This window comes from Kitasatospora sp. NPDC058444 (assembly GCF_042721415.1).
Lineage (GTDB): Bacteria > Actinomycetota > Actinomycetes > Streptomycetales > Streptomycetaceae > Kitasatospora.
On record NZ_JBHXLL010000001.1, the window covers coordinates 285,816 to 311,583 of the forward strand.

At 73.7% G+C, this 25,768-nt stretch carries 23 protein-coding genes; 8 read left to right on the forward strand and 15 right to left on the reverse strand.

Annotated elements, in window-relative coordinates; genetic code table 11:
* Positions 1–14: 14 nt before the first annotated feature.
* A complete protein-coding gene (locus tag ACFWP2_RS01315; protein ID WP_380447046.1) occupies positions 15–578 on the reverse strand; it encodes an FHA domain-containing protein in 564 nt (187 codons plus the stop codon).
* 226 nt (positions 579–804) lie between these two features.
* On the reverse strand, positions 805–1,353 hold the full coding sequence (locus tag ACFWP2_RS01320; protein ID WP_380447048.1) for a DUF1697 domain-containing protein: 549 nt from the start codon (positions 1,351–1,353) through the stop codon (positions 805–807).
* 173 nt (positions 1,354–1,526) lie between these two features.
* Here ACFWP2_RS01320 and ACFWP2_RS01325 point away from each other — a divergent pair, with 173 nt between their 5' ends.
* The gene (locus ACFWP2_RS01325) at positions 1,527–2,000 is read left to right on the forward strand and encodes a pyridoxamine 5'-phosphate oxidase family protein (RefSeq protein ID WP_380447050.1); all 474 of its coding nucleotides are present in this window, start codon (positions 1,527–1,529) and stop codon (positions 1,998–2,000) included.
* 24 nt (positions 2,001–2,024) lie between these two features.
* On the opposite strand, the gene ACFWP2_RS01330 is transcribed toward ACFWP2_RS01325, so the two are convergent.
* A complete protein-coding gene (locus tag ACFWP2_RS01330; protein ID WP_380447052.1) occupies positions 2,025–2,381 on the reverse strand; it encodes an arsenate reductase family protein in 357 nt (118 codons plus the stop codon).
* A 202-nt stretch (positions 2,382–2,583) separates the two neighbouring features.
* Between ACFWP2_RS01330 and ACFWP2_RS01335 the strand changes: the two genes are divergently transcribed.
* Together ACFWP2_RS01335 and ACFWP2_RS01340 are read left to right on the forward strand one after the other, a co-directional pair.
* Complete coding sequence (locus ACFWP2_RS01335) at positions 2,584–3,801, forward strand: cytochrome P450 (RefSeq protein ID WP_380447054.1); 1,218 nt, start codon at positions 2,584–2,586, stop codon at positions 3,799–3,801.
* Positions 3,802–3,958: 157 nt separating this feature from the next.
* Positions 3,959–5,056, forward strand: a complete 1,098-nt coding sequence (locus tag ACFWP2_RS01340; protein ID WP_380447056.1) for a PP2C family protein-serine/threonine phosphatase — start codon at positions 3,959–3,961, stop codon at positions 5,054–5,056.
* Here the strand turns inward: ACFWP2_RS01340 and ACFWP2_RS01345 are convergent.
* The gene (locus ACFWP2_RS01345) at positions 5,037–5,672 is read right to left on the reverse strand and encodes an exonuclease (protein ID WP_380447058.1); all 636 of its coding nucleotides are present in this window, start codon (positions 5,670–5,672) and stop codon (positions 5,037–5,039) included. The genes ACFWP2_RS01340 and ACFWP2_RS01345 overlap by 20 nt on opposite strands.
* A 234-nt stretch (positions 5,673–5,906) precedes the next feature.
* On the opposite strand from ACFWP2_RS01345, the gene ACFWP2_RS01350 reads away from it, so the two are divergent.
* Positions 5,907–7,259 (forward strand): diacylglycerol/lipid kinase family protein, encoded by a 1,353-nt coding sequence (locus ACFWP2_RS01350; protein ID WP_380447482.1) that lies wholly within the window; start codon positions 5,907–5,909, stop codon positions 7,257–7,259.
* Positions 7,256–7,867: a phosphatase PAP2 family protein gene (locus ACFWP2_RS01355; protein ID WP_380447060.1), complete on the forward strand. Its 612-nt coding sequence runs from the start codon at positions 7,256–7,258 to the stop codon at positions 7,865–7,867. The genes ACFWP2_RS01350 and ACFWP2_RS01355 overlap by 4 nt, the downstream gene beginning before the upstream one ends.
* A 169-nt stretch (positions 7,868–8,036) precedes the next feature.
* Here ACFWP2_RS01355 and ACFWP2_RS01360 read toward each other — a convergent pair whose 3' ends face one another.
* Positions 8,037–8,264 carry a hypothetical protein gene (locus ACFWP2_RS01360; protein WP_380447062.1) on the reverse strand — a complete coding sequence of 76 codons (228 nt, stop codon included), beginning with the start codon at positions 8,262–8,264 and terminating at the stop codon, positions 8,037–8,039.
* 201 nt (positions 8,265–8,465) lie between these two features.
* Complete coding sequence (locus ACFWP2_RS01365; RefSeq protein ID WP_380447064.1) at positions 8,466–9,878, reverse strand: hypothetical protein; 1,413 nt, start codon at positions 9,876–9,878, stop codon at positions 8,466–8,468.
* 190 nt (positions 9,879–10,068) lie between these two features.
* Between ACFWP2_RS01365 and ACFWP2_RS01370 the strand changes: the two genes are divergently transcribed.
* Positions 10,069–11,031 carry a hypothetical protein gene (locus ACFWP2_RS01370; protein WP_380447066.1) on the forward strand — a complete coding sequence of 321 codons (963 nt, stop codon included), beginning with the start codon at positions 10,069–10,071 and terminating at the stop codon, positions 11,029–11,031.
* 95 nt (positions 11,032–11,126) lie between these two features.
* Here ACFWP2_RS01370 and glnA read toward each other — a convergent pair whose 3' ends face one another.
* Positions 11,127–12,539: a type I glutamate--ammonia ligase gene (gene glnA / locus ACFWP2_RS01375; protein WP_360349943.1), complete on the reverse strand. Its 1,413-nt coding sequence runs from the start codon at positions 12,537–12,539 to the stop codon at positions 11,127–11,129.
* A gap of 274 nt (positions 12,540–12,813) precedes the next feature.
* Between glnA and ACFWP2_RS01380 the strand changes: the two genes are divergently transcribed.
* Positions 12,814–13,281, forward strand: coding sequence for an RDD family protein (locus ACFWP2_RS01380; RefSeq protein WP_380447069.1), 468 nt, complete (start codon positions 12,814–12,816; stop codon positions 13,279–13,281).
* 208 nt (positions 13,282–13,489) lie between these two features.
* Here ACFWP2_RS01380 and ACFWP2_RS01385 read toward each other — a convergent pair whose 3' ends face one another.
* From ACFWP2_RS01385 to ACFWP2_RS01415, 7 genes are all read right to left on the reverse strand, one after another.
* Positions 13,490–14,188: a DUF4191 domain-containing protein gene (locus ACFWP2_RS01385; protein WP_380447071.1), complete on the reverse strand. Its 699-nt coding sequence runs from the start codon at positions 14,186–14,188 to the stop codon at positions 13,490–13,492.
* 239 nt (positions 14,189–14,427) lie between these two features.
* Positions 14,428–14,622 (reverse strand): hypothetical protein, encoded by a 195-nt coding sequence (locus ACFWP2_RS01390; protein WP_380447073.1) that lies wholly within the window; start codon positions 14,620–14,622, stop codon positions 14,428–14,430.
* 278 nt (positions 14,623–14,900) lie between these two features.
* The gene (gene lipA / locus ACFWP2_RS01395; RefSeq protein WP_360349931.1) at positions 14,901–15,854 is read right to left on the reverse strand and encodes a lipoyl synthase; all 954 of its coding nucleotides are present in this window, start codon (positions 15,852–15,854) and stop codon (positions 14,901–14,903) included.
* A gap of 177 nt (positions 15,855–16,031) precedes the next feature.
* Entirely contained in the window at positions 16,032–16,802 is a 771-nt protein-coding gene (gene lipB, locus ACFWP2_RS01400; protein WP_380447484.1) for a lipoyl(octanoyl) transferase LipB, read from the reverse strand.
* A 276-nt stretch (positions 16,803–17,078) separates the two neighbouring features.
* On the reverse strand, positions 17,079–18,989 hold the full coding sequence (locus ACFWP2_RS01405; RefSeq protein WP_380447075.1) for a helix-turn-helix domain-containing protein: 1,911 nt from the start codon (positions 18,987–18,989) through the stop codon (positions 17,079–17,081).
* 67 nt (positions 18,990–19,056) lie between these two features.
* Entirely contained in the window at positions 19,057–20,460 is a 1,404-nt protein-coding gene (locus ACFWP2_RS01410) for an MFS transporter (RefSeq protein ID WP_380447077.1), read from the reverse strand.
* 152 nt (positions 20,461–20,612) lie between these two features.
* Positions 20,613–21,374: a 3-hydroxybutyrate dehydrogenase gene (locus tag ACFWP2_RS01415; protein WP_380447079.1), complete on the reverse strand. Its 762-nt coding sequence runs from the start codon at positions 21,372–21,374 to the stop codon at positions 20,613–20,615.
* A 392-nt stretch (positions 21,375–21,766) separates the two neighbouring features.
* On the opposite strand from ACFWP2_RS01415, the gene ACFWP2_RS01420 reads away from it, so the two are divergent.
* Positions 21,767–23,644 carry a regulator gene (locus ACFWP2_RS01420; protein WP_380447081.1) on the forward strand — a complete coding sequence of 626 codons (1,878 nt, stop codon included), beginning with the start codon at positions 21,767–21,769 and terminating at the stop codon, positions 23,642–23,644.
* 484 nt (positions 23,645–24,128) lie between these two features.
* On the opposite strand, the gene ACFWP2_RS01425 is transcribed toward ACFWP2_RS01420, so the two are convergent.
* A complete protein-coding gene (locus tag ACFWP2_RS01425) occupies positions 24,129–25,460 on the reverse strand; it encodes an FAD-dependent oxidoreductase (RefSeq protein ID WP_380447083.1) in 1,332 nt (443 codons plus the stop codon).
* Between the last annotated feature and the right edge of the window lie 308 nt (positions 25,461–25,768).

The window sequence follows — 25,768 nt, forward strand, 5'->3', positions numbered from 1 at the left end:
GGGTGCGGCGCCGGTCAGAACGCGGCGAGCCGGAACTCCAGGTTCCCGAACCGCACCTGGTCGCCCGGCCGGACCCGCACGCCGCCCGCTATCCGGCGCCCGTTCACATGGGTGCCGTTGGTCGAGCCGAGGTCGTACAGCACCCAGCCGCCCTGCTCGTGCCGCAGTTCGGCGTGGTGTCGGGACACCGAGGCGTCGTGCAGCCGAAGCCCCGAACCGGGCAGCCGGCCGATCGTCAACTGCCCCGCCCCGGCCTGCGGCAGGCTCAGCCCCGGCAGCCGCTCGGTGCGCCAGGCCCGGCCCAGCCGGTCGCCGAAGGCGGACACCCGGCCGACCGTGCGCAGCACCAGGCGCTCGACCGGCCCGCCGGTCGGCAGCCCGGCCACGGCCGCGTCCAACTCGCCGCGGCTGGTGGCCTGCAGGACGATGTCCATCCGGCCGAGGAAGGTGTCGTGCGAGAGCCGCCCGCTGCCCGCGCCGTCCCGCAGCACCCCGAGCGCCTGGTCCCGCTCGGCGTCGGAGGGTCGGACCGCGCCGGTCGGACCGGCCGCGCCGGTGGGCAGCTCAGGAGGCGTCATGACCGAATTGTCGGCGCGGCCGGCTCCGGCTGTCCAGGTCGCGCCGTGCGCGGGCGCGGGGTTCGTACGTCACGGCAGTCCAGACGCCCTTTCCGGCCGGGTGGTTCCGTGGCTTCCGGGCTGCCCGGGCCGGCCGTTCCGGCGGCGCCTCCGGGCTCGCTCCGGCAGTGCCGCCGGGCCCGTTCCGGGCGTCGTACGGACCCCGCTCCGGGCGCCGTGCGGGCCGTCAGGCCTTGCGGGCGGCGGCCAGGATCTTCTCCGTGGTGTGCAGGAAGCGGGAGGTGGCGACGCCCCGGTAGGCCTTGCCGAACATGTCCTTGGTGACCCACTTGCCGTCCTGGAGGTGGATCACCGCGTACGCCGCCCCCGGGTCGGCGCCGATCACCTCGACGTCGCCCTTCGGCGAGCGGTAGGGGAGGGCGAACCCGGCCGGCAGCGGCTCGGAGAGGAAGGCGACGACCAGCCGGACGTCCGGTGTCACCTCGACGTCCCGGAAGGGCTCGGCGGCGAGCAGGGCGGCCACCTCGTCCACCGTCCGCAGCAGCACCGGCACCGGGTACCCGAGCGCCTGCTCCAGGTGCTCCTCGATCCGCCCGGTCAGCGCCGTGCGGTCCGGCTCGTCGGTGGTGAAGAAGACGTTGCCGCTCTGGATGTAGGAGCGGACGCCGCCCAGGCCGAGCTCGGCGAAGAGCGCCCGCAGCCGCTCCATCTTCACCGTCCGGCCGCCGACGTTGACGGCCCGCAGGAAGGCGATGTACGTGGTCGTGGTGGTCACCCCGCCAGTCTGGCACCGGCCACCGACAACGGCCCGGCACCCCTGGCCCGCAGGGGCGGGCCCGCGCGCTTCCGTCCGGTCGTCCCTCCGTCCGGTCGTCCCTCCGTCCGGTCGTCCCTCCGTCCGGTCGTCCGCGCACGGCGGTTGTCGGTGCCGGGTGCCAGACTGGCGCCATGGCTACCTGGCAGGATTTCGAGCACGAGGCCCCCGACCTGGCGCCCCTGGTCCGGGCCCGGTTCGAGGCGAACAAGCACCACGTCCTGGCGACGCTGCGCAAGGACGGATCGCCCCGGGTGAGCGGTACGGAGGTCGAGTTCGTCGGTGCCGACCTCTGGATCGGGTCGATGTACGGCGCGGTCAAGGCGCGTGACCTCCAGCGCGACGCCCGCTACGCGCTGCACGCGCACCCGGGGGACGAGACCATGACCGGCGGGGACTCCAAGGTCTCCGGCCGGGCGGTGGAGATCACCGACGAGACCGAACTCGCCGCCTTCGCCGCCGATCTGCCGGAGCCGCCGCCGCCCGGCCCGTTCCACGCCTTCCGGTTGGAGCTCGACCAGGTGGTGCACACCACCGTGGAGGGCGACCACCTGCTGGTGTTCAACTGGCACCCCGGTCGGCCGGTCGAGCGGATCCAGGTCCACTGACCGGCCGATTCGGCCGCAACCGGCCTACGGCAGAACGGACTTGAGGGCCTCGGGGGTACGGGCCACGACGGCGTGGCCGTCGTCCGCGGTGATGATCGGGCGCTGGATCAGGATCGGGTGCTCGGCCATCGCCGCGATCCAGCGGTCCCGCTCACCCGCCTCCCGGGGCCAGCTCTTCATCCCCAGGTCCTTCGCGGCCTGCTCGTCGGTGCGGGTGATGTCCCACGGCTCCAGGCCCAGGCGCTCCAGCACCCGCACCAGCTCGGCGGCGGTCGGCGGCTCCTCCAGGTAGCGCCGCACGGTGTACTCGACCCCGGCGGCGTCCAGCTCGCCGAGCGCGGTCCGGCACTTGCCGCACCGCGGGTTGATCCAGATCTCCATGCCCGTCACCCTACCGAGGCGTCCGCGCCCGCTCGGCCCGCCCCGCCGCCGCGCCCGGCCCGCCCCGAACCGCCCGGCCCCCGAACCGCCCCGCAGCGCGGTTCGGGCGGCTTCGCGGCGCGGTTCGGCCCGCGCGGGAACTCCGCCGCGCCCACGGGCGGTTGACCGGACAGGAAGCGTGATCTCGGGAGGGGAGCACCGGATGGACGGCGCGAAGATCATCGAACAGCTGATGACCACGGAGGTCAGGACCGATCCGTACCCGCTGTACGCCAGGGCCCGCGAGCTGGGTCCGGTGGCCCCGGCCGGGGACGGCATGTTCGTGGTGAGCGGCTACGCGGCGGTCAACAAGGTGCTGCGCACGCCCGCCTTCGGCGTGGCGACCGCCGACATGATGGCCGGCCTGGCCCCCGAGTACGCCGTGCACTCCTCGCTCGCCCTGTTCGGCCGCTCGATCCTCCAGCGCAACGCCCCCGACCAGCCCCGGGTCCGCTCGCTGATCGCCTCGGTGTTCACCGCCCGCCGGGTCGCCGCGCTGCGCCCGGCCGTGGAGGCGGCGGTCCACCGACTGCTGGACGGGATGGCCGAGCAGGGCGCCGACGGCTCGCCGGTGGACTTCATGGACGCCTTCGCCTTCCGGCTGCCCGTCGGGGTGATCTGCGAGCTGCTCGGCGTCCCCGAGCGGGACCGCTACCGCTTCCGCGACCTCGCCTCCGACCTGACCGTCGCGCTGGAGATCATCCAGGACCTGGACGAGCTGGCCGCCGCCGACGAGGCCGCGGACGAGCTGGCCCGCTACTTCACCGAGCTGGCCGCCGAGCGCCTGGCCCGTCCGCAGGACGACCTGGTCACCGACCTGGCCCGGATCGCCGCCGCGGACGACGAGCGGCTCTCCGCCGAGGAGCTGCTGGCCAACCTGGTCCTGCTGCTGGTGGCCGGCTTCGAGACCACCACCAACCTGCTCGGCAACGGCCTGGCCCTGCTGTTCCGCCACCCCGAGGCGGCCGCCGGCCTGCGCAGCGGCGCGATCACCCCGGCCGGGTTCACCGACGAGGTGCTGCGCTTCGACTCCCCGGTCCAGGCCACCGGCCGGGTCGCACTGGAGGAGGGTCTGACCGTCGAGGGCCTGCCGATCCCGCCCGGCCACGCGGTGACCCTGCTGATCGGTTCGGCCAACCACGACCCGGCGCGGTACGAGCGCCCCGAGGTGTTCGACCCCGCCCGTACCGACAGCCAGCCGCTCAGCTTCGGCGGCGGCACCCACTTCTGCCTGGGCTCCCAGCTGGCCCGGCTGGAGGCCGAGGTCGCGATGCCCGCCCTGCTCGACCGCTTCCCCCGGCTCGCCCCCGGCGGCGTCCCGACCCGCCGGGACCGCCTGGTGCTGCGCGGCTACGAGACCCTGCCGGTGATCGTCCGCTGACGCGCCGCCCCCGGGGCGGGGGGAATGGCTCCTCCGGCCCGGGGGACCGGGACGTTCGGCCGTTCGTGGCCGGGCCGTCCGTGGGAGAGCATGGAGGGACGAAAGCGGCCAATCCGGACCGATCATCCGGGGCGGCCACCTGCCAGGAGGTCCCACCGTGCCCACAGCACCCCGCCCGCCGCGCCCCGCGGCGCTGGAGCCCAAGGTGCCGCGGTGGGTGCCCTGGCTGCCGGTGGTCCTGCTGGTGCTGGACCTGGTCGCCGAGGCCGTCGTCCCGGACGCCGTCGCCGCCGGCTTCCTGCTCACCGCGCTGCCCGTGGTCGCCGCGTTCAGCTACGGCCCGGTGCTGACCGCCGTCACCACGGTCGGCTCGCTGGCGCTCCAGCTCGTCCTGGCGCTGCGCGCGGGCCACGTCGACGAGCAGCACCACGTCTGGGTCTACATCGCCACCCTGCTCTCCGGCGTCATGGGCACCGCGCTGTCCTGGCAGCGCACCCGGCAGAACCGCAACCTGCTCCAGGCCCGTACGGTCGCCGAGACCCTCCAGCGCACCGTGCTGCGCCCGGTGCCCGAGCGGGCCGGCGGGCTGCGGGTGGCCGGGCTCTACCGCCCGGCCCAGGCCGACGTGCTGGTCGGCGGCGACCTGTACGAGGTGTGCGACACCCGCTTCGGCGTGCGGGTGCTGCTCGGCGACGTCCGGGGCAAGGGCCTGGGCGCGGTCCGCACCGTCGCCGACGTCCTCGGCGCGTTCCGCGCGGCCGCGTACGACACCCCCGGGCTGGTCGAACTCGCCGACCAGCTGGACCGCGCGGTGCTGCGCGACGCCGCCGACCGCGGCGACGACGAGTTGTTCGTCACCGCCGTCCTGCTCCAGTACCGGCCCGGCTCGGACTGCGTGGAGATCGTCAACCGCGGTCACACCACCCCGCTGCTCCTCGGCGGGGGCGGCATAACCCCGATGTCCGGAGCCGACGAGCTCCCGCTCGGCCTCGGCCACCTCGGCCCCGTCGGCGAGCGCAGCAAGGCGATCGCCGTGGCACTGCCCCCGGGCCACACCGTGCTGCTCTACACCGACGGCGTCAGCGAGGCCCGCGACGCCGGCGGCGCCTTCTACCCGCTGGCCGTCCGCCTCGCCGCCCTCGGCACCACCGCCCCCGACCGGGTGGTCTCCTTCCTGGCCCAGGACGTCCACCGGTACGCCGGCCTGCTCGCCGACGACCTCGCCGTCCTCGCCCTCACTCCGGACGTTCCGTAGGGCCTGGCCGGGGCCCGGCCCACTCCCAGAGGTTCGCGAACAGCTCCGCCTGCTCCCGGGCGTCGTCCAGCGAGTGGTGAGTGTGCGGCAGGTCGGGCAGCAGGTCGGGCGGCATCGACCGCTTCCCGATCCCCGCGAACGGCACGCCGGCCCGCGCCGCGTACAGCGTCTTCAGGTCCAGGCAGCCGGAGTGCCCGAACGGGCTGGAGCCGGTGAACCGCACCAGGTACCAGTAGAGGAACTGCCAGTCGTACACGGCCGGGTAGGCCACCATCACCGGCCGGTACCGCGCTCCGCCCGGCCCCCGCCGCACCCCCTCCACCCAGCGGCCGAACTCCCGCATCGCCGCCGCCGGATCGGCCCCGCCCGCCTCCAGCGCCGCCCGGTCCAGCCCGGACACCGCCAGCGCCCGCGGGTCGTACTCCGCGCTGATCGGCCGCAGCTCCCGGTAGAACGCCGCCGCCCCCGCGGCCGGCCGCCGGAACCCCTCCCCGTCGTGCCACCCGGCCACCACGGCCCCGAAACTCACCATCGAGTACGGCCCCGGGATCGGACCGTCCGCCTCCACGTCCACCGACACGTACACCGTCGGGGTGACCTTCGCCCGCTGTCCCATGGCCCCATCCAACCGGGCCCGGCAACCGCTTTTCCGCGCTCCCGCCCGCTGCCGCCGCCCGCTGTCTTCCGCCTGCCACTTCCTGTCGCCCCGCCGCCGCCCGGTCACCCGGACGGGCCTGCCGGGATGCCTCCGGGCACGGGAGTGCGCAGGCTGCAGGCAACGACCGGGCCCGACCGGGCCCGACCGGGCCCGGGGGCGGACGGCCCCGAGGGCGCGGCACGGGAGGACGAGATCGACGGGACACGGACCACCGGCACCGACGGCGGCGCGAGCGCGCCGCTGCTCGCACGCTGCGCCCTGCTGGCGGCCGCGGGGGCCGTGGGGGTGCTGCTGTTCGCGCTGGGGGAGGGCGGGCTGCTGGTGCTCGCGGCCGGGCTGCTCGGACTGGTCGTCGGGGCCGCCGGCGTCTGGTGGTTCCTGGCCTACCGGGGCGCGGTCCGGTTCTTCGGGCTGCTCGTCGCGATCGCGGCGCCGGTCGCGGTGCTGGTGATCTTCGCCCACCACCGGCTGTGGCTGACGGCCCTGGTCCTCGTCCTGGTCTGGGTCGCCGCGCTGGCCCTCGCCCGCGCCGCGTTGCGCCGGGCCCGCCCGGAGCCGGCGATGCGGGCGCATGCCGCGGCCCGGCCGCGGCGACCGGTCCTGATCATGAACCCGAAGTCCGGCGGCGGGAAGGTCGGCCGCTTCGGGCTGGTCGAGCGGGCGGAGGGCCTCGGCGCCCGGGTGGTCCTGCTCGACCCCGGCGCCCCCGCCGACGTCGCCGAACTGGCCCGCACGGCCGTGGCCGAGGGCGCGGACCTGCTCGGCGTGGCGGGCGGCGACGGCACCCAGGCGCTGGTCGCGGCCGTCGCCGCCGAGCACGACCTGCCGTTCCTGGTGGTCTCCGCCGGCACCCGCAACCACTTCGCCATGGACCTCGGCCTCGACCGCAACGACCCCTCCCGCTGCCTGGACGCCCTCACCGACGGCGAGGAACTGCGGGTCGACCTCGGCGAGGTCGCGGGCCGGGCCTTCGTCAACACCGTCTCCTTCGGGGTGTACGCCGACGTCGTGCAGCGCCCCGAGTACCGCGACGCCAAGGCCGGTACCGCGCTCAGCCTGCTGCCGGACCTGCTGGTCGGCGAGGGCGTACGGCGGATCGACGTCAGGGCCGACACCACCGTGCTCACCGCCCAGCAGGCGCTGCTGGTCAGCAACAACCCGTACGGCTCGACCGACGACCTCGGCATCGGCGGCCGCCGGCCCCGGCTCGACGGCGGCCTGCTCGGTGTCCTGGGCATCCGGGTGGAGGGCGCGGCGCAGGCCGCGGACCTGGCCGTGCGGGGCACCCAGTCCACGGGGCTGAGCGCGCTGACCGCACGGCGGGTGGAGGTGACCGCGGACGAGGAGGAGATCCCGGTGGCGGTCGACGGCGAGACGCTGCGGATGCCCGTCCCGGTCGTGTGCACGCTGCGCCCGCGGGCCCTGCGGGTCCTGGTGCCGCGCGACCGCCCCGGCGTCCCCGCCCCGGTGCCGTCCGTGAACTGGCGCCGGCTGGCCGCCCTCGCACTCGGCCGCACCGACCCCGACCGAGGGGCCGCCCCGTGACTGACCCCACCTCCACACCCCCTCCCGCACCCCCTCCCGCTCTCTCACCGGTCGAGGCCGTCCTCACCGACCTGCGGGCGCTCGACGGAGCCGTCTACGCGGCCGTCGCCGCCACCCCCACCCCGACCCTGGACACCGCGCTGCGCCGGCTCTCCCGGGCCGCCGACCACTCGAAGATCTCGCTGGCCGTCGCCGCCCTGCTCGCCCTGCGGCCCGGCAGGCCCCGGCAGGCGGCGGTGGCCGGGGTCGGCGCCGTGGCGCTGGCCTCGGTGGCGGCGAACCTGGTCGGGAAGCAACTGGTCCACCGGGCCCGGCCCGACCGGGAGCTGGCACGGGTGGCCGTCGGCCGGCAGGTGTCGATGCCCGAGTCGGCCTCCTTCCCGTCCGGGCACACGGCCTCGGCGACGGCCTTCGCCACCGCGGTCGGCGTGCTGCTGCCGCCACTGGCGCTACCGCTCGGCGCGCTGGCGGTCGCGGTCGGCTACTCCCGCGTCCACACCGGCGTGCACTACCCGGGCGACGTCGCGGCCGGCGCACTCCTCGGCTACGCGGCCGCAGTGACATCCCTGGCCGTCGTCCGCACCCTGCCCCCCCGCCTCCCCGCCTGAGCGGACCGCACGGGCAACTGACCAGCCCCCGCCCTGGACATTCCCCTCCCCAGCCGCCGCACCCCCGCCCCGGCAACCAGCAGACTTACCGAGCCGAGCCGAGCCGAGCCGAGCCGGGGCGGGCACCGGTTACTGCTCGGCCGGGGCGGGGCACCGGCTACCGCTCGCCTCAGCCCCCATGCCGTCGTGCCACGGCTTCCCTCTCTTCTTCCCCCTCCTCCACGGGTTCCTCCAGGCCCGGCCGGTCGGCGGCCGAGCGGTCGTGGCCGCCGCGGCGCAGCTCGTCCTGGACCCGCCGCCAAGCACGGATGATCGGAGGCACTTTCGACAGCACTTCGCTGATCTGCGTCAGCAGCAAGGTGACGCAGCCGAACGACGCGAGAACGAGCAGGGTCACCCGATCCCAGCTCACCGTGCCACCCCCGCTCCCCAGGCACCCGACCCACTTGGGCGTGACGTGAGCAGGAATACGGCCGACTCCCCGCCACAAGGGCCAGGCCAGGTGAGGCGGAGGAATCCGGCAATGGCTCTGGACATGTCGACACTCCGCATCTCTTGCCGGCACGGCTGGTTTCGCGGTCGGTGAGGCCGTCGGCCGCTAACCGAGGAGGGCATGACGGACGAGCCACTCGAGGGCGTTCGCTCCCAACCGGTCCGGCTCCTGGAGCAGCGCGGTCTCCACAGCACGGAGATCGACGAGCTCCGGGGGTGCGGACAGCCGGTCCAGTGAGGCGAGACGCTTCATCGCGGCGTCGACAACGGTGGGCCAGCCGGGCATGCCGAAGTGGTGCGTAGCCTTGAAGACAGCTGTGAAAGCCCGGTGCAGGAGGGCGTCGCGCCAGCCCTGTCGGCGCATCAACTCCTCGGTGATCCAGACCTGTTCCTCGATGTTTCGGATGAAGTCGGCCACCGGACCGGACGCGGCTCGCAGTGTGAAACGGGAGCCGCCTGCCCACGGGAGGTCCAGGTCCGTGGCGACGGCCGTGAACGCGCCCAGTCGTTCAGGCCCGTCGTTGCGGGCGGCAATGAGCGCCTTGCGGGCCCGACGGTACAAGTCGACGCCCTGCGCGAAGACATCGCCGGCGTTCGGCCCGCCGGGTGCCGCGCGGATCGCTTCGAGTGGTTCATTCAACAAGGCCTCGGCGGCTAGCCCGGCCGCCGCCGCGCTCAGCAGGACCTCCGGGTCGTCGGCGTCGATTCCGAGATGGGCGAGTGCGGTAGAGGCCTGCTCCTCCAGCCCCGGGAACAGCGGGGGTTGCTCCTCGGGCTGTGGCGGGAGGAGTGCGGCGAGTCGCGACGGCAGGGGAGGCGGACCGGGCTCCTCGATGGTGACGCCGTGCTGCTGGAGGCCTTCAAAGATGGCCTCCGGCCCGCAGTCGATGTTCGACACGTCGTGTCGTCCTGGACAGTCCTCGGGGCACTCCAACTCCTCACACATCTCCGGCTCGTCGGACTGCGCCTCGTTGATCAGGTGGTAGGCGAGCCGGCCGGCCGCAGCTCCGCGGGCCGTGATCATGGCGCTCCCCAACCGTATTTCTGCGCTCGTCAGCAGGTGGTCCTCCTGATCGATCGCAGGCGGCGGCTCCGGTGCGTCAGGGATCCAGGTGTAGGCCGACTCCAGCGATATCAACAGCCAGGCGACCCGCAACGGCGGGATCTCCTCGTTCCCGGCCAGTTCGGCGACTTCCTCCGCGGCTCGCCCGACCGCGTCGAGCTGGGCCAAGTGCTGGTCACGGAGCGATTCCCAGGCCTCGGAATCCTTGCGGACCTGCTCGGCGTTCCGTGACAGGGCGGCATCCCGAGTGGTCCGCGCTCGGGTGACCAATCGGCTCAGACACGGGCGGCACCCGGACAGACCGGCCTCCGGCGCGGGGCCGAGCGGCACCGCCCCGAGATCCCGGCCGAACGGGGCGCCGCACACGCAGCAGTCCACGCTCGCCATCTGCCGGCCCGTTGGCACGGCGGGTAGGGCGGCACGGATCGTGCCGTGTGCGTAGGCAGGGATGTGCACGGGGCGAACTCCTCGGGTGTCGTGCTCCGCTGGTGTCCTCACCATGCTCACCTGGGCGTTCAGCCGTTAGTCACCAAGCGGAAGACTGGGCACCGAACTTGACGGAAGCTGACGGCGTCGTACGCCGCGGCAGCGAAACTTGACACCCCAGCCGGAGCCCGTTCGCCGGCCCCGAAACAGGAGGATCCAAGTGGTAGACACCCCGGACGAGTCCCGGCCGGAGGGCTGGCACCAGGAACTGGTCGATGCGTTGCAGGAATTGCACCGGGCGGCAGGTCAGCTGAGTTCCCGCAAGGTGAGCACGCTGATCCGCGAGCGGGAGGACCCGTTGTCCGGCCCCAGCCACGAGACAGTGCGGTCCGCGATCATCGGAAAGCAGATGCCGCGCTGGGAGACGGTGCACGACATCGTCAGGGTGCTGGCGGGGCTGTGCAGCCCCCCTCGGGACGAGGAAGTCGAGGTCGGGAGATTCCTGCTTCTGTGGCGGGCGGCCCGCGAAGGAGAGAAGGGCGCCCGGAAGTCGTTCCAGGAACTGGCCAACAGCGGCTGGGGTGGTGAGGACGGCAAGTGGACACCCGAGATGGTCATGGGCATCCTGGTCAACCCGTTCAGCGCCATCCAGATCGCCCCCGGGCTCACCGCCCCGCACGAACCGATCATCTCCGAGGACGTGTGGATCCGGGCGATGGAGAAGTTCATCGAGGAGGACGGGGCCGAGCACGCGCTGAGGGTCCTGCTGCACACGCTGAAGGGCGACTACATCGGGGCCACCGAAGGCACGCCGTACGGCTACCAGAACATGGACCGGCAGACGATGGACGCGTACGCGGCCTTCCACTACGGCTGCCAGGAAGTGCGCCGCCGCTTGAGGGCGGAGCCCAACCTCCTCGCGGAGTCGATTCGCGCGATGCGGGCCGACGAGACGATGGACCGGGACGACCGGGCGGAGATGCTCGAGAACGAGTCGGACCTGAGCCTGATGAGAGAGGTCATGATCGTGACCCCGGACACCTGGGACGACGTGTCCGAGGAAGCCCACCACATGGTCTTCGGCTACCTGATCAAGCAGATAGGCCCACCTGGCCCGCTCAACCTGCCGGATGCGGATCGATTCCCCATCCTCTGGCGAATTCCCGAACCTTCTGCGGAGTGATCCCGACCCGCACCTGCCCGGGCCGGCGACCGACAGCACGGGCCCGGGCAGGGTGGCGAGGGATCGAACCGCGTTTCCGCGGGTCGGAGGTGTCTCTACAGGTCGTAGTAGAGCTCGAACTCGTGCGGGTGGGGGCGGAGGGCGATCGGGGCGATCTCGTTGGTGCGCTTGTAGTCGATCCAGGTCTCGATGAGGTCCGGGGTGAAGACGTTGCCGGCGAGGAGGTACTCGTGGTCGGCTTCCAGGGCGTCAAGGACGGCGGGGAGGGAGGAGGGCACCTGGGGGACGTTGGCGTGCTCCTCGGGGGCGAGCTCGTAGAGGTCCTTGTCGACGGGCTCCAGCGGCTCGATCTTGTTGCGGATGCCGTCGAGGCCGGCCATCAGCATGGCGGCGAAGGCCAGGTAGGGGTTGGAGGCCGGGTCGGGCGCGCGGAACTCGATGCGCTTGGCCTTGGCGTTGGAGCCGGTGATCGGGATGCGGATCGCGGCGGAGCGGTTGCGCTGGGAGTAGACCAGGTTGACCGGGGCCTCGAAGCCCGGCACCAGGCGGTGGTAGGAGTTCACCGAGGGGTTGGTGAAGGCGAGCAGCGAGGGGGCGTGGCGCAGCAGTCCGCCGATGTAGTAGCGGGCGGTGTCGGAGAGCCCGGCGTAGCCCTGCTCGTCGTAGAAGAGCGGGGTGCCCTCGGTCCACAGCGACTGGTGGACGTGCATGCCGGAGCCGTTGTCGCCGAAGATCGGCTTCGGCATGAAGGTGGCGGTCTTGCCGTTGCGCCAGGCGACGTTCTTGATGATGTACTTGAACAGCATCAGGTCGTCGGCGGCGTGCAGCAGGGTGTTGAACTTGTAGTTGATCTCGGCCTGGCCGGCCGTGCCGACCTCGTGGTGCTGGCGTTCGACCTCCAGTCCGGCCTTGGCGAGTTCCAGCGACATCTCGGCGCGCAGGTCGGCGAAGTGGTCGACCGGCGGGACGGGGAAGTACCCGCCCTTGTACTTGACCTTGTAGCCGCGCACGTCGCCCTCGGCGGCGCCGCTGTTCCAGGCGCCGGCCTCCGAGTCGATGTGGTAGAAGGACGCGTTGGCGCTGGTCTCGAAGCGGACCGAGTCGAAGACGTAGAACTCGGCCTCGGGCCCGAAGTACGCGGTGTCGGCGATGCCGGAGGAGGCGAGGTAGGCCTCGGCCTTCCTGGCGACGTTGCGCGGGTCGCGGCTGTACGCCTCGCCGGTGACCGGGTCCTGGATGAAGAAGTTGATGTTGAGGTGCTTCTCGGCCCGGAAGGGGTCGAGGCGGGCCGTGGCGAGGTCCGGCACCAGGGCCATGTCGGACTCGTGGATGGCCTGGAAGCCGCGGATCGACGAGCCGTCGAACATCAGGATCTCGGACGGGTCGAAGGTCGCCGCAGGTACGGAGAAGTGCTGCAAGACGCCCGGCAGGTCGCAGAAACGGACGTCGACGAACTTCACGTCGTTGTCCTGGATGAACTGCTTCACTTCGGCGGCGTTGTTGAACATCCATCCTCCTCGGCGTGCGAATGGGGCTCACCATAGGAATGGGTCGTTTCCATACGGTGACCCGCTCGTTTCCTAGATGTTAACCACGGTCGCCGGGTGGGCGGCAAAGACGTACGGGACGGTACAAATCACCCCGCCCAGCTGGGCACCCTCCCGTAAGTGGTCTGGACCACTCGGAAAGCCCGGAAACGGTGATTCACCCGGTCGGGGGTGATGCCCCGACCGGAGGGGAGCCGGTGGCGGCGCACACCGTCAGCCCGGTTAGTGTGGATTCGTGGACACCAGAGAAGCGTTGGGATCGTGGATCGACGGCCCCCGGGCGGCCGCCGAGAAGATGGGTGCCGACTTCGGCCACCGCGGCGAGCGCCTCGGGCTGCCCAAGGAGGGCCCCGGCTCGATCGCCGGCCCCGGCCGCCGGATCGGCGCCCTGTTCGTGGACGGCTGGCTGGTCGCCCTGATCTCGTACGGGCTGATCGCCCGTGGCGACCAGGCCGAGGCCAACCTGTGGACCAGCCCGCTGTACTTCGTGGTCGCGGCCGTGCTGCTGTCCACCACCGGCACCACGGTCGGCAAGCGGCTGTTCGGCCTCCGGGTGGTCCGGCTGGACGGCCGCCGCGCGACCATCCCGCAGGTCCTGCTGCGCACCCTGCTGCTCTGCCTGGTGGTGCCGCCGCTGGTCTGGGACCGCGACACCCGTGGCCTGCACGACAAGGCGGTCGGCACCGTCGAGGTCCGGATCTAGTCGAGGTCGGGAGCCGGTTCGAGGTCCGGAGCCGGTTCGGGGTCCGGAGTCGGACGAGGTCGGGAACCGGTTGAGGTCGAGGTCCGGAGCCGGCCGCGGATCCGAGGAACTGCGGATCCGGTGCCCGACACCGTACGAACGTCGGAACGGCCCCGCCGCGGAGTCTCCGCGGCGGGGCCGTTCTCGTGTCGTCAGGGGAGGGGGAGGGTCAGCGGACCTGGCCGCCCTTGGGCATCCGGGCGCCCTTCGGCATCGGGCCCTTGGGGATCGGCGCCTTGGAGAGCAGGTCGCCCAGCGCGCGCAGGCGGTCGTTGGTCTCGGTGACCTGCTTGGGGGTGATGGCGCGGGGCAAGCGCATCAGGTGGATCTGGAGCTTCTTCAGCGGGACCTCGCCCTCGCCGTTGCCCACCACGATGTCGTGCACCGGCACGTCGCCGACCACACGGGCCATCTTCTTCTTCTCGGAAGCCAGCAGCTGGCGGACCCGGTTCGGGTTGCCCTCGCCGATCAGCGCGATGCCGGCCCGGCCCACGGCGCGGTAGACCGCGTCCTGGTTACGGGTGACCGCGACCGGGGTGCTGTTGGAGCTCCAGCCGCGCCGGATGTTGTTCAGCACCGCCGCGACGGCACCCGGCTGCCCCTCCATCTGGCCGAACGCGGCGCGCTCGGCCCGGCGCCCGAAGACGATCGCCATGGCCAGCACGGCCACGATGAAGCCCAGGACGCCCAGGTAGACGGGATGCTCGATCGCGAAGCCGATGGCGAGGAACACGCCGAAGGTCAGCAGGCCGACGCCGGCGATGATCAGGCCGATCTTGGTGTCGACCTTCTTGGTCATGGTGTACGCCAGGCGGATCTGCTTCAGTCGCCCGGGGTTCTCGGATGTTTCCCTCGCCATAACGCTCATGGTACGTGGCACGGGTACGGGATATCCAAGCCCGGGTACCCGTTCGCCCCAACCGTGACCCGTGGGCCCGCACGCCGTCGCACAGAGCGACGCCGGGGGGCTCGGCGGCGCCGAAGCGTTACCGCGGAAGGGGTGCCGCCGAAGCGCTGTCGCGGATGCGGAAGGGTTGCCGCGGAAGGGCTGCCGCCGGAGCGCTGTAGCGGACGCAGGGTCGCCGCCCGAAACGTTTCGCCGAAGGCCTACCGTCGGACCGGCCGCCGCTCCGCCGCCCGCGCCACCGCGTCGTCGTGCCGGCGGTCCGCCGCGTACCGGCGGTTCTCGCACACCGCCGCCCACGCGTTGCGGCGGGCGTGCCGCTGGCCAGGGGCGAGCAGGACGCTCTCGGCGAACCGCAGAGCCACCCCCACCGACCGGATCCGCATCTGAACCCGCATGCCGAACAGCTCCTCTCGTGGCTGAGAAGAATCGAACGCTCACCAGGCGTCCAGAGTCCCCACCCCGTGTTACCAGCCCGTGACCAGGCCGTCAAAGCGTGGTGAAAGCGGAAGGGCGGAGCCGAAGCTCCGCCCTTCCCGTGGCTTGAACCGGTCGATGGATCGCCTGGACTCCGTCTGGACTCCGACTGGACCCCGCTCGGCCTCCGCCCGACCTGCCCGACCTGCCCGACCTGCGCCCGACGTCCGTCAGAAGTCAGGACGCCATCAGGCCTCCGTCAGACCGCGGCCTGCTCGCGCCGCTCCAGCGCCTGCCGGTACAGTCGGCCGGCCCGGTACGAGGACCGCACCAGCGGGCCCGACATGACGCCCGCGAAGCCCAGCTCCTCGGCCTCCTCCTGGAGTTCGACGAACTCCTGCGGCTTCACCCAACGCTCGACCGGGTGGTGGCGCAGCGAGGGGCGCAGGTACTGGGTGATGGTGATCAGCTCGCAGCCGGCGCCGACCAGGTCGGCCAGCGCCTGGCTGACCTCCTCGCGGGTCTCGCCCATGCCCAGGATCAGGTTGGACTTGGTCACCAGCCCGGCCGCGCGCGCCTGGGTGATGACGTCCAGCGAGCGCTCGTAGCGGAACGCCGGGCGGATCCGCTTGAAGATCCGCGGCACCGTCTCGACGTTGTGCGCGAGCACCTCGGGACGGGAGGAGAAGACCTCGGCCAGCTGCTCGGGCACCGCGTTGAAGTCGGGGATGAGCAGCTCGACGCCGGTGCGGCCGGCCTCGCGGCCGGCGGTCATCGCGTGCACCTGGCGCACGGTCTCGGCGTACAGCCAGGCGCCGCCGTCCTCCAGGTCGTCGCGGGCGACGCCGGTGATGGTGGCGTAGTTGAGGTCCATGGTGACGATGGACTCGGCGACCCGGCGCGGCTCGTCGCGGTCGAACTCGGCGGGCTTGCCGGTGTCGATCTGGCAGAAGTCGCAGCGGCGGGTGCACTGGTCACCGCCGATGAGGAAGGTGGCCTCGCGGTCCTCCCAGCACTCGAAGATGTTGGGGCAGCCGGCCTCCTGGCAGACCGTGTGCAGCCCCTCCTTCTTCACCAGCGACTGGAGTGCGTTGTACTCCGGGCCCATCTTCGCGCGGGTCTTGATCCACTCGGGCTTCCGCTCGATGGGGGTCTCGCTGTTGCGGACCTCCAGGCGGAGCAGCTTCCTGCCGTCGGGCGCGACAGCGGACACGTGCGACTCCTAGAACTAGACGGGGTACCCCCAGGGTACGCCTGTGGTTGTGCGGCCTTCGCCGGGCCTGCCGCCCTGCAATCGCAGGGCAACATGGCTACCGGTCGGTAGATTCCCAGCGGCCGCCGGGACTTCCGGCGGCCGTCGGTGGAAGGTGTGCCGGTGCCGCCCGGCGGGTCAGCGGCTGAGGGCCGGTTCCGGCAGCTCGGCGAAGACGTCCGCCAGGTGCCGTTCGACCACCGGCGCCGCCTCGGCGGCGGACAGTCCGCGCTTCAGCTCGCCGGTGAGCGAGGCCACGCCCGCGTCCCGGATGCCGCACGGCACGATCTTGTCGAACCAGGTCATGTCCGGGTCGCAGTTGAGCGCGAAGCCGTGCATGGTCACGCCGCGGGCGACCCGCACGCCGATCGCGGCGAGCTTGCGGTCGTCGCCGCGCTGCCCGGCGTTGGAGGGCGCGTACTCGGGGCCGGCCAGGCGCGGGTCGATGCCCAGCGGCAGGCCCATCCGCAGGGTCAGCTTGCCGATGTCCACCACCTGCGCCGGGTCCACCACGGCGTCCGGGATGGACTCGCCCAGCACCCAGACCCCGCTGCGGCCCTCGACCCGGGTGGACTCGATGCCGAACTCGCCGGCGGTGCGGATCAGCGCCTCCTCCAGCCGGCGGACGTAGGCGATGACGTCGATCGGGTCGGGCAGCTTGACGATCGGGTAGCCGACCAGCTGGCCGGGGCCGTGCCAGGTGATCTCGCCGCCCCGGTTGACCTCGACCACCGGGGTGCCGTCCAGCGGCAGGTCGGCGGGGTTGGTGCGCTTGCCCATGGTGTACACCGACTGGTGCTCCAGGAGCAGGACGGTGTCGGGGATCTCGTCCGCGACCCGCAACGCGTGCAGCCGCTGCTGCTCCTCCCAGGCCTCCTGGTAGGGCACGGTCCGCTCACCTATGCCCATGCGAACAAAACGCACGTTCTCGCTCACCGTTGCCGCTCCTTGCCGGGCGTTCGAGACCAACCTCGCCACTGTACGCCCCGGCCGCCGGAAGCCCTCAGCCGCCCGTGAGCAGCCGCTCCGCCCGCCCGGGCCCCTCAGTAGCCCGTGAGCAGCCGCCCCGCCCGCCTTGACGCCTCCAGCCGCCCGGCCCGCCCGCCCTGACGCCTCCAGCCGACTGCCCGTCCTGACGCCTCCAGCCGCCCGGCCGGGCCCGCCATCCCCCTGCTCGGCCCGCCTTCACCCGCCCGCGAGCAACTGCAGCCGCAGCGCGAGCTGGAGCTCCAGCGACCGCTCCGGCTGGCTCCAGTCCCGCCCGAGCAGCGCCTCGACCCGGTCCAGCCGCTGGACCACGGTGTTCACGTGGACGTGCAGCTCGTCCTTGGCCCTGGTCAGGCTGCCGCCGCAGTCGAAGTAGGCGCGCAGGGTGCGGACCAGCTCGGTGCCGCGCCGGGCGTCGTACGCCAGCAGCGGGCCGAGCGTCGCGCCGACGAAGCCGTCCACGTCGTGGCCGTCGCCGAGCAGCACGCCGAGGAAGCCGAGCGCCCGGGCGGAGGCGCCCTCCCCGGCGCGGCCGAGCACCCGCAGCGCCCGGACGCAGCGCAGGCCCTCGCCGTAGGAGGCGGCCAGCGCGGCTGGCCCGGCGGCGGGGCGGCCCGCGCCGACGGTGACCGGGAACCCGGCCAGCCGGGCCAGCCGCTCGGCGGCCTGCCGGGCGCTGTCCTCGGGGTCGTCGGTGCCGCCGCTCTCGACGGGCGCCAGCAGTACCACCGTCTCGGCGTGTTCGGCGCTGACGCCCCGGGAGCCGAACAGGTAGCGCCGTGCCGCGCCGGCCAGCCGTCCCCGGTCGTCGGCCTTCCCGTCGGCGGGCTCCGCGACCAGCACCAGGTGCGGCCGGGCGAGGTCGACGCCGAGTCGGCGGCCGCGTGCGGTGAGCCCGGCCGGGTCGCGCTCGGGGGCGGTCAGCAGGTCGGTGAGCAGTTCGCCGCGGACCCGGTTCTCGGTCTCGGCGACCGAGCGGCGCAGCAGCAGGAGCAGCGCGGTGACCACGCTGGCCCGCTCGAACAGCCGCCGGTCGGCGTCGTCGAGGTCGGGTCGGCCGCGCAGCACCAGGGTGCCGAGCGCGTCGTGCCCGGCCAGCACCGCGCAGACCCACTGCTCGCCGTGCCGTACGGACCGGCCCTCGGTGCGGGAGGCGGCGACCGCCTCGGCCAGTTCGGCGGCGGGTGCGGAGCGTCCGGCCAGCGGTTCGCCCTCGGCGTCCAGGACCGCTATCTCCCCGCCCAGCAGGGCGGCCACGGCGGCGGCGACGTCCGGTACCTCGGCGCCGCGCAGCACCAGGTCGGTGAGCCGGTCGTGCGCCTGCTCGGCGCGCTGCACGGCGGAGGAGTGGGCCCGGACCAGCTCGTTGGCGGCGTTCAGCTCGGCGAGCGCGGCCCGGGTGTCGGCCAGCGACTTGGCGGTGTCCAGGGCGATCGCGGCGTGCGCGGCCAGCGAGCAGAGCAGCGCGACCTCGTCGGGGGAGAAGGCGCGCGGCGTGCGGTCGGCGGCGAACAGGACGCCGATGACCTGCCCGCCGAGCAGCAGCGGCACCCCGATGATCGCCACCAGGCCCTCGTCCAGCACGCCGGCGTCGATCGTGCCGGTGTGGTGGAAGCGTTCGTCGGTGCGGTAGTCGGGGGTGGCGTACGGGCGGGCGGCCTGCGCGACCAGCCCGCCCAGGCCGTCGCCGAGGCTGAGCCGCAGGGTCTGGAACAGGACGGAGACCGAGCCGTCGGTGACCCGCATGTAGGTGTCGCCGGCGGCCTCGTCCGGCAGGGTCAGGTACGCGGTGTCGGTGCCGAGCAGCATCCGGGCCCGGCGGACGATCGCCTGGAGCACGGTGTCCAGGTCCCGGGAGGCGGCGAGGTCCCCGGCGGTGTCGAACAGGGCCGTCAACTCGGCCTCACGGCGCCGGTGTTGACGCAGGGTACGGTGGACGCGCAGCGCCTGCCAGGTGGCGTCGTCGATCTCGGCGAGGACGGCGGCCGGCGCTCCGCGGCGGCGGGCGTCGGCCAGCACGTCGGCGAAGTCCTCGGTGGCGGCGCCGGAGGCGAGCAGGTCGAGCAGCCGCCGCAGCGCGGGTGCGGCGCTTTCGTGAGGGTGGTTCATGGTGCGTGCTGCCAATCGGCGTCGGTTCCGTCGGTTCCGAGAAACCGCGATCGTATCGGCTCGGTCCTCAGGCGACGGCGGGCTTTTCGGCCGAGGAGGCGTCCGGCTCCTGACCGTCCCGGTCCGTTTCCCCCTCGACGTCCGCGAGGTCCTGGCCCCTGGTCTCCCGACCGCAGAGCACCGCCAGCACGGTGATCGCCGCCGCGATGGCGACGTACACCGCGATGGGCGTGGAGCTGCCGTAGTCCTTGAGCAGCGCGGTGGCGATCAGCGGCGCCGGGGCGCCGGCCGCCACCGAGGAGAACTGGGCGCCGATCGAGGCGCCGGAGTAGCGCATCCGGGTCGCGAACAGCTCGGAGAAGAAGGCCGCCTGGGGCGCGTACATGGCGCTGTGGAAGACCAGGCCGACGGTGACGGCGGTGACCAGCGAGCCGAAGGACTTGGTGTCGACCATCCCGAAGAACACGAAGGCCCAGGCACCCACCCCGACCGCGCCCACCAGGTACACCGGCCGGCGCCCGACCCGGTCGGACAGCGCGCCGAACAGCGGGATCAGCGCGAACTGGATCGCGGAGGCGATCAGGACGGCGTTCAGCGCGGTCTGCTTGGAGAAGTGGGCGTGGGTGACGGCGTAGGTGAGCACGAAGGTCGTCATCACGTAATAGGAGATGTTCTCCGCCATCCGCGCGCCCATCGCCACCAGCACCTCCCGCCAGTGGTTGCGCAACACCTCCACCAGCGGCAGGCGTTCGGCCGTCCGGCGCTCCTCCTGCCGCTTGTGCTGCGCCGCCAGCGCCTGCTTGAACAGCGGCGACTCGTCCACCGCGAGCCGGATCCACATCCCGACCACGACCAGCACCGCCGACAGCAGGAACGGCACCCGCCAGCCCCACGCCAGGAACTCCGCGTCCGACTGCACCGTCGTCATCAGCGACAGCACCCCGGCCGCCAGCAGGTTCCCGGCCGGCGCCCCGCCCTGCGGCCAGGACGCCCAGAAGCCCCGCCGCCGCTGGTCGCCGTGCTCCGACACCAGCAGCACGGCGCCGCCCCACTCGCCGCCGAGCGCGAAGCCCTGCACCAGCCGCAGCACCGTCAGCAGCACCGGCGCGGCGGCCCCGATCGAGTCGTACGTCGGCAGCAGCCCGATCGCCGTGGTCGACCCGCCCATCAGCAGCAGGCTCACCACCAGCAGCTTCTTCCGCCCGACCCGGTCCCCGAAGTGACCGAACACCAGCGCCCCGAGCGGCCGCGCCGCGAACCCGATCGCGTAGGTCAGGAAGGACAGCAGCGTCCCGGTCAGCGGATCACTGTGCGGGAAGAACAGCTTCCCGAACACCAGCGCCGCCGCCGTTCCGTACAGGAAGTAGTCGTACCACTCGATCGTCGTGCCGATCAGGCTCGCGGCCACCACTCTCGGGAGTGAGCTGCTCGCTGTCGTACCTCGCGCAGAGGCGTTCGCAGAGGCGTTCATGGCCACCACTTCCAGAACCAGGGGGAGACGATGTCGCCACAAGGTAGGAAGCGCCCGACCTCGGGACTATGTGGGTGGCCCACACAGTCCCGGGGTCGAATGTGCCCGTGTGCCCTATGAGAGGGGAGGGCGGATCGCCGAGCGCTCCGCGCTCAGTGCGCCGTCCAGCCGCCGTCGACGGGGAGGCTGGAGCCGGTGATGTAGGAGGCGGCGTCGGAGCAGAGCCAGAGGGCGAGTTGAGCGACCTCCTCGGGCTCGATGAGGCGCTTCACGGCGGTGCGGTCGAGCATGATCCGCTCGACCACCTCCTCCTCGGGGATGCCGTGGGCGAGTGCCTGGGCGGCGATCTGCTTCTCCACCAGGGGAGTCCGGACGTAGCCCGGGTTGATGCAGTTGCTGGTGACGCCGTACGGCGCGCCCTCCAGGGCGACGGTCTTGCTGAGGCCCTCCAGGGCGTGCTTCGCGGTGACGTACGCGGACTTGAAGGCGCTGGCGCGCAGGCCGTGGACGGAGGAGATGTTGACGACCCGGCCCCACTTCCGCTCGTACATGTGCGGCAGGGTGCGGCGCAGGATGCGGAACGGGGCCTCGACCATGACGCGCTGGATCAGCGTGAAGCGGTCCGGCGGGAACTCGTGCACCGGTGCGACGTGCTGGAGGCCGGCGTTGTTGACGACGATGTCGGCGTCGTCCGGCAGGGCGTCCACGGCCCCGGGGTCGGCGAGGTCGGCGACGACCGCGCGGCCGCCGATCCGCTCGGCGAGTTCCTCGGCCGGGCCGGCCGCGAGGTCGACGACGTAGACCCGGGCGCCGGCCCCGGCGAGGGCCTCGGCGCAGGCCCGGCCGATCCCCGAGGCGGCCCCGGTGACCATGGCCGTGCGGCCGGCGAGCGGGCGGGCAGTAGAGGTGTCCATGGCCTTGAACGGTAGGAATCCGGCGGCCCCGCTCCCATGTGGCGGACCGCCACAGCATCCCGCTGGGCTGTGGTGCCGTCCGCCATGACGTCGGAGCGAGGCCCGAACGGCGGATCGACCCTCGGAGACGCCCTCGGAGAGACCCCCGGAGGAGCCCTCGGAGGAGCCCTCGGAACGGCCGACGGTTCGACCCCGGACGACCAAACCCAAGGTGGCCTCGCTTCCCCACAATGGGCGCGGTTGCTTCACCCGTTCGGTGGATTGCTCGGTCAGATCCACCCATAGCGGCCGAATGCTCGCTACATTCACGCCGATTCCCGACAGGGGGCGCCGCCCCAGGCCGCCGAAGTGCTGGTGAAGCCCGGTGCGACGTCCGAGAGGTGTTGACAGACATGCCCCAACGGCCTGCAACCGACAGCCCGGCGTACGGACCGCTCGACCCGCTCGGCCAGCACCGAGGGCCGGTCGGCCGGACCCTTCCGGACGCCCCCGACGCCCTGACCGCCGACACGCTGGCCGCCGACGCCCCGGACGCCGACGCCCCGGACGCCGACGACCTGCGACTGCCGGTGCAGGCCACATCCGACCGGCACGAGAACCCCGGCGCGCCCGCGCCGTCCCGCGGCCCGGGCCACTCCGGCACGGCCCCGCAGAACGGCCAGCTCGCGGCGCTGATCGAGGAAGCCGGCTTCTCGCACGCGGGCCTCGCCCGCCGGGTCGACCAGCTCGGCCTGGAGCACGGCCTGGACCTGCGCTACGACAAGACCTCGGTCACCCGCTGGCTGCGCGGCCAGCAGCCGCGCGGGGCCACCCCGGCGCTGATCGCCGAGGTCTTCACCCGCCGCCTCGGCCGCCGCCTCACCGCCCAGGACCTCGGTCTGGACGCCTGCGCCCCGGTCTACGCCGGCCTGGAGTTCGCCGAGACGCCGCAGGAGGCGGTGGACATCGTGGCGAGCATGTGGCGCAAGGACAACGGCCCGCAGTCCGAGCTGCGCCGGATCGCCTTCACCCCGGCCGGCCTGGTCGTCCCCAGCCGGGACTGGCTGATCGGCCGCACCGACGAGCGGGTCGCCCGGGACGGCTCCACGCTGGCCCGGCCGGACGCCGCCACCGGCCCGTCGGCCGGCAGCGCCACCTCCGCGGCCATCACCGGCGCCCCGGCGCCGGGTGCGCCCGGCGCGTCCCCCGGGAGCCCGGCGCGCGGCCCCGCCCCCGGCGTCCCCGGGGCCCCCACCGCCCGCAGCACCGCCGGAACCACCGGCACCGCCCCCACCATCGGCCGGGTGCCGATCCAGAGCCGCCGGCCCCCGGTCGCCGTCGAACCGCCGTACACCGACCCGGCCCGCGAGTCCCGCCCCACCCTGCGGGTCGGCCGCGGCGACATCGCCGCCATCCGCGCCGTCGGCGACCTCTTCCGCGCGCTCGACCACGCCTACGGCGGCGGCCACGCCCGCCAGGCGCTGGTCCGCTACCTGGAGAGCGAGGCCGAACCGATGCTGCGCGGCCGCTACGGGGAGCAGATCGGCCGGGCCCTGTTCGGCGCGGTCGCCGACCTCACCAGGCTGGCCGGCTGGACGTCCTTCGACATCGCCGCGCACGGCCTCGCCCAGCGCTACTTCGTCCAGGCGCTGCGCCTCTCCCAGGCCGCCGGGGACCGCGCGCTCGGCGGCTACGTGCTGGTGACGATGAGCCAGCAGGCCGTCCACCTGGGCCACGGCCGGGAGGCGGTCCAGCTCGCCCGGGTCGCCCAGCAGGGCGTGGGCACCGCCGTGCCGCCGGTCGTCCAGTCGCTGATGCACGCCGCCGAGGCGCGCGGGCACGGCCTGCTGGGCGACGTCCGGTCCTGCACCACCGCCCTGGTGCGCGCCGAGCGCGCCCTGGCGGCGGCCCGGACCGGCGACGAACTTCCCTCCTGGGCGCGGTACTTCGACGAGGCCCAGCTCTCCGACGAGTTCGCCCACTGCTACCGCGACCTCCAGCAGTGGCGGACGGCCGCGCAGCACGCCGAGAAGTCGCTGCGGCTGCGCTCGCCCGCCTACGCCCGCAGCCGGATCTTCTGCCGCCTGGTGCTGGCCACCGCCCGGCTCGGCATGGGGGACCTCGACGAGGCCTGCACCATGGCCACCGACGCGCTGCGGGCGGCGGGGGAGATGCGCTCGGCCCGCTCGCTGGAGTACGTCCGGGACTTCCACCGCCGCCTCACGCCCTACCGCGGCAGCCCGGTGGCCCGCGCCTTCGAGGAGACGGCCCGGCAGGCGGGAGTGATCTGACAGCGGGGACCGGCGGCGGCCCGCCGGGCGCGGCCCCGTGCGGGCCGGTGCGGCCCCGCGCAGGCCAGCGCAGCCCCGCGCGCCCGGCGCACGGGCGGCGGCCCGTCCGCCCGCCCGTGCGCACGGAGGTCCGGGCCTGTCGGTCCGGGCCCGGATCCTCGGCTGCCCCGCGCCGGCCGTCACCGGCGCGGAGCAGCCCCGCGCACGGCCGGGCGGAGCGGCGGGGACACCGAGGCCGGGCACACGGTGCGCGCCCGTCCCGGCGGGCCGCCGCGGCGCCTGCCGGCGCCCGCCGACGCCCGGCGCGACGCCCGCGGACGCCGATCTCGTAGCCGATCTCGTCGGTCGGCCGGGAACATCGGCACGGCCGGGCCGAGCCGGGAGAGCGCGCCGACTCGTTCGTCGACGCGCGCCGTCGGTCTGTCACCCCGGCAGACCGCTGGTGCGTCCCGGTGCCCTGCCGTGCCCGGACGCGGGCCCGCCGTCAGGCCGCCGCCTCCGCCTCCCGGGCGTCGGAGGGGACGCCGAGGTCGCCCAGGACCGCCTGCGCCGCCCGCCGCCCGGAGACCAGCGCGCCCTGCACGGTGCTGGTGTCCCGGTGGTCCCCGGCGACGTACAGCCCGGCCAGCAGCCGCACCGGACGGCGGGGGTTGTGCGGTGGCGGCATCGCGGGCAGCGCGTCCGGGACGTGTCGCACGCCGAGGAACTGCCAGCCCGACGTCGAGCCGCCGTACAGCTCGGCCAGCCGGGCCCGGACGGCCGGCTCCAGCCCGGCCGGGCCGCCCACGTCGAAGGAGCGCCGCCCGAGCACGGTGGTGGCGATCAGCGACTGGCCGGCCGGGGCGTAGGACGGGTGCAGCGCGCTGAGCACCAGCGTGTGCGACACCAGGGGCGGGTGCCCGTTCGGCCGGTCGCCGTCGAGCAGCAGGACGGCCTCGTTCAGCGGGGCGGCGTCAGCCGCGTGGTAGAAGGTCGTGACGGGGTGGAAGTCCGGTAGCCGCAGCCCGGGCAGCAGCTCGGCGGCGGACCGGGCGTCGGTGGCGACGATGACGGCCTGGGCACCGATCCGCCCGTGGGCGAGGGTCTCCACGCCGTCCGCCGCGATCGAGGTGACCCGCACCTGGGTGCGGACGGTCCCGGCGGGCAGGGCGGCGGCCAGCTGGGCCGGCACGGCCGCGATCCCGTCGGCGGGCAGACAGAGCCGCCCGCGCGCGTACGAGCGCAGCACCAGATCGGCGACCCGGCTGCTGGTCCCGAGCGCCGGATCGGAGAGCAGTGCGCTGAGCAGCGGCCGCAGGAAGCCGTCCACGGTGCGCTGGGCGAGGCCGTGGCCGGCCAGCGCGCGGGCGGCGGTGGTCTCCGTCCGGGCCTGGAGCCGGCCGACCGGCGTGGTGGCGAGCCGGCCGAGCCGGCCGGCCAGCCGGGCCTTGTCCAGTGGACTGCCGAGCGGGGCCCGGGCGGCGGCCTGCCGGGCGACGGTGAGCTGGGGGTCCCCGGCGCGGTACCGGCGGCCGGCGCTGTGCACCAGTACGCCGGGCGCGAGCGGGCGCAGGTCGAGGCGGTCGAGGTCGAGCGTGCGGCCTAGCTCGGGGAAGGCGGTGTTCAGCAGGTGGCTGCCGTCGTCGAGCCGGAATCCGTCCTGTTCGCGGGTGGCCATCCGGCCGCCGATTCGGTCGGTGGTCTCCAGGACCTGAACGGTGAGGCCGTGGCCGGTGAGCTCGCGGGCGGCGGCCAGGCCCGCGAGTCCGGCGCCGACCACGACGACGTCCGGGTCGGACGGCCGGCGGGCGCGGCGGGTGAAGTCGTACGTGGGCACTGGGGTGCTCCCTCCCTGGTCCCGGGGCTCCGGCCGACGCAGGCAGCGGGGTGCCGGGACACGGTCCGTGGAGGGTGATGCCCAGTCAGTGTGAGCATCAGACAAGCGCGTCGGGCCGGATCCGAGGGCCGGGGAGGGTTGTGCGGCACCGGGCGGGGGCGTGGTCACGGACAGTGCGCCGTGGCGGCCGGGTTGGGGGGTCGGCGGGCGCGTACGGTCACCGGGGGCGTGCGACGCGCCCGCCATGTGCTCCCGTGCGCCCCCTCCTCGGGCCCCCTCGGGCCCCGCCCGGCATATGCCGCTGGCCA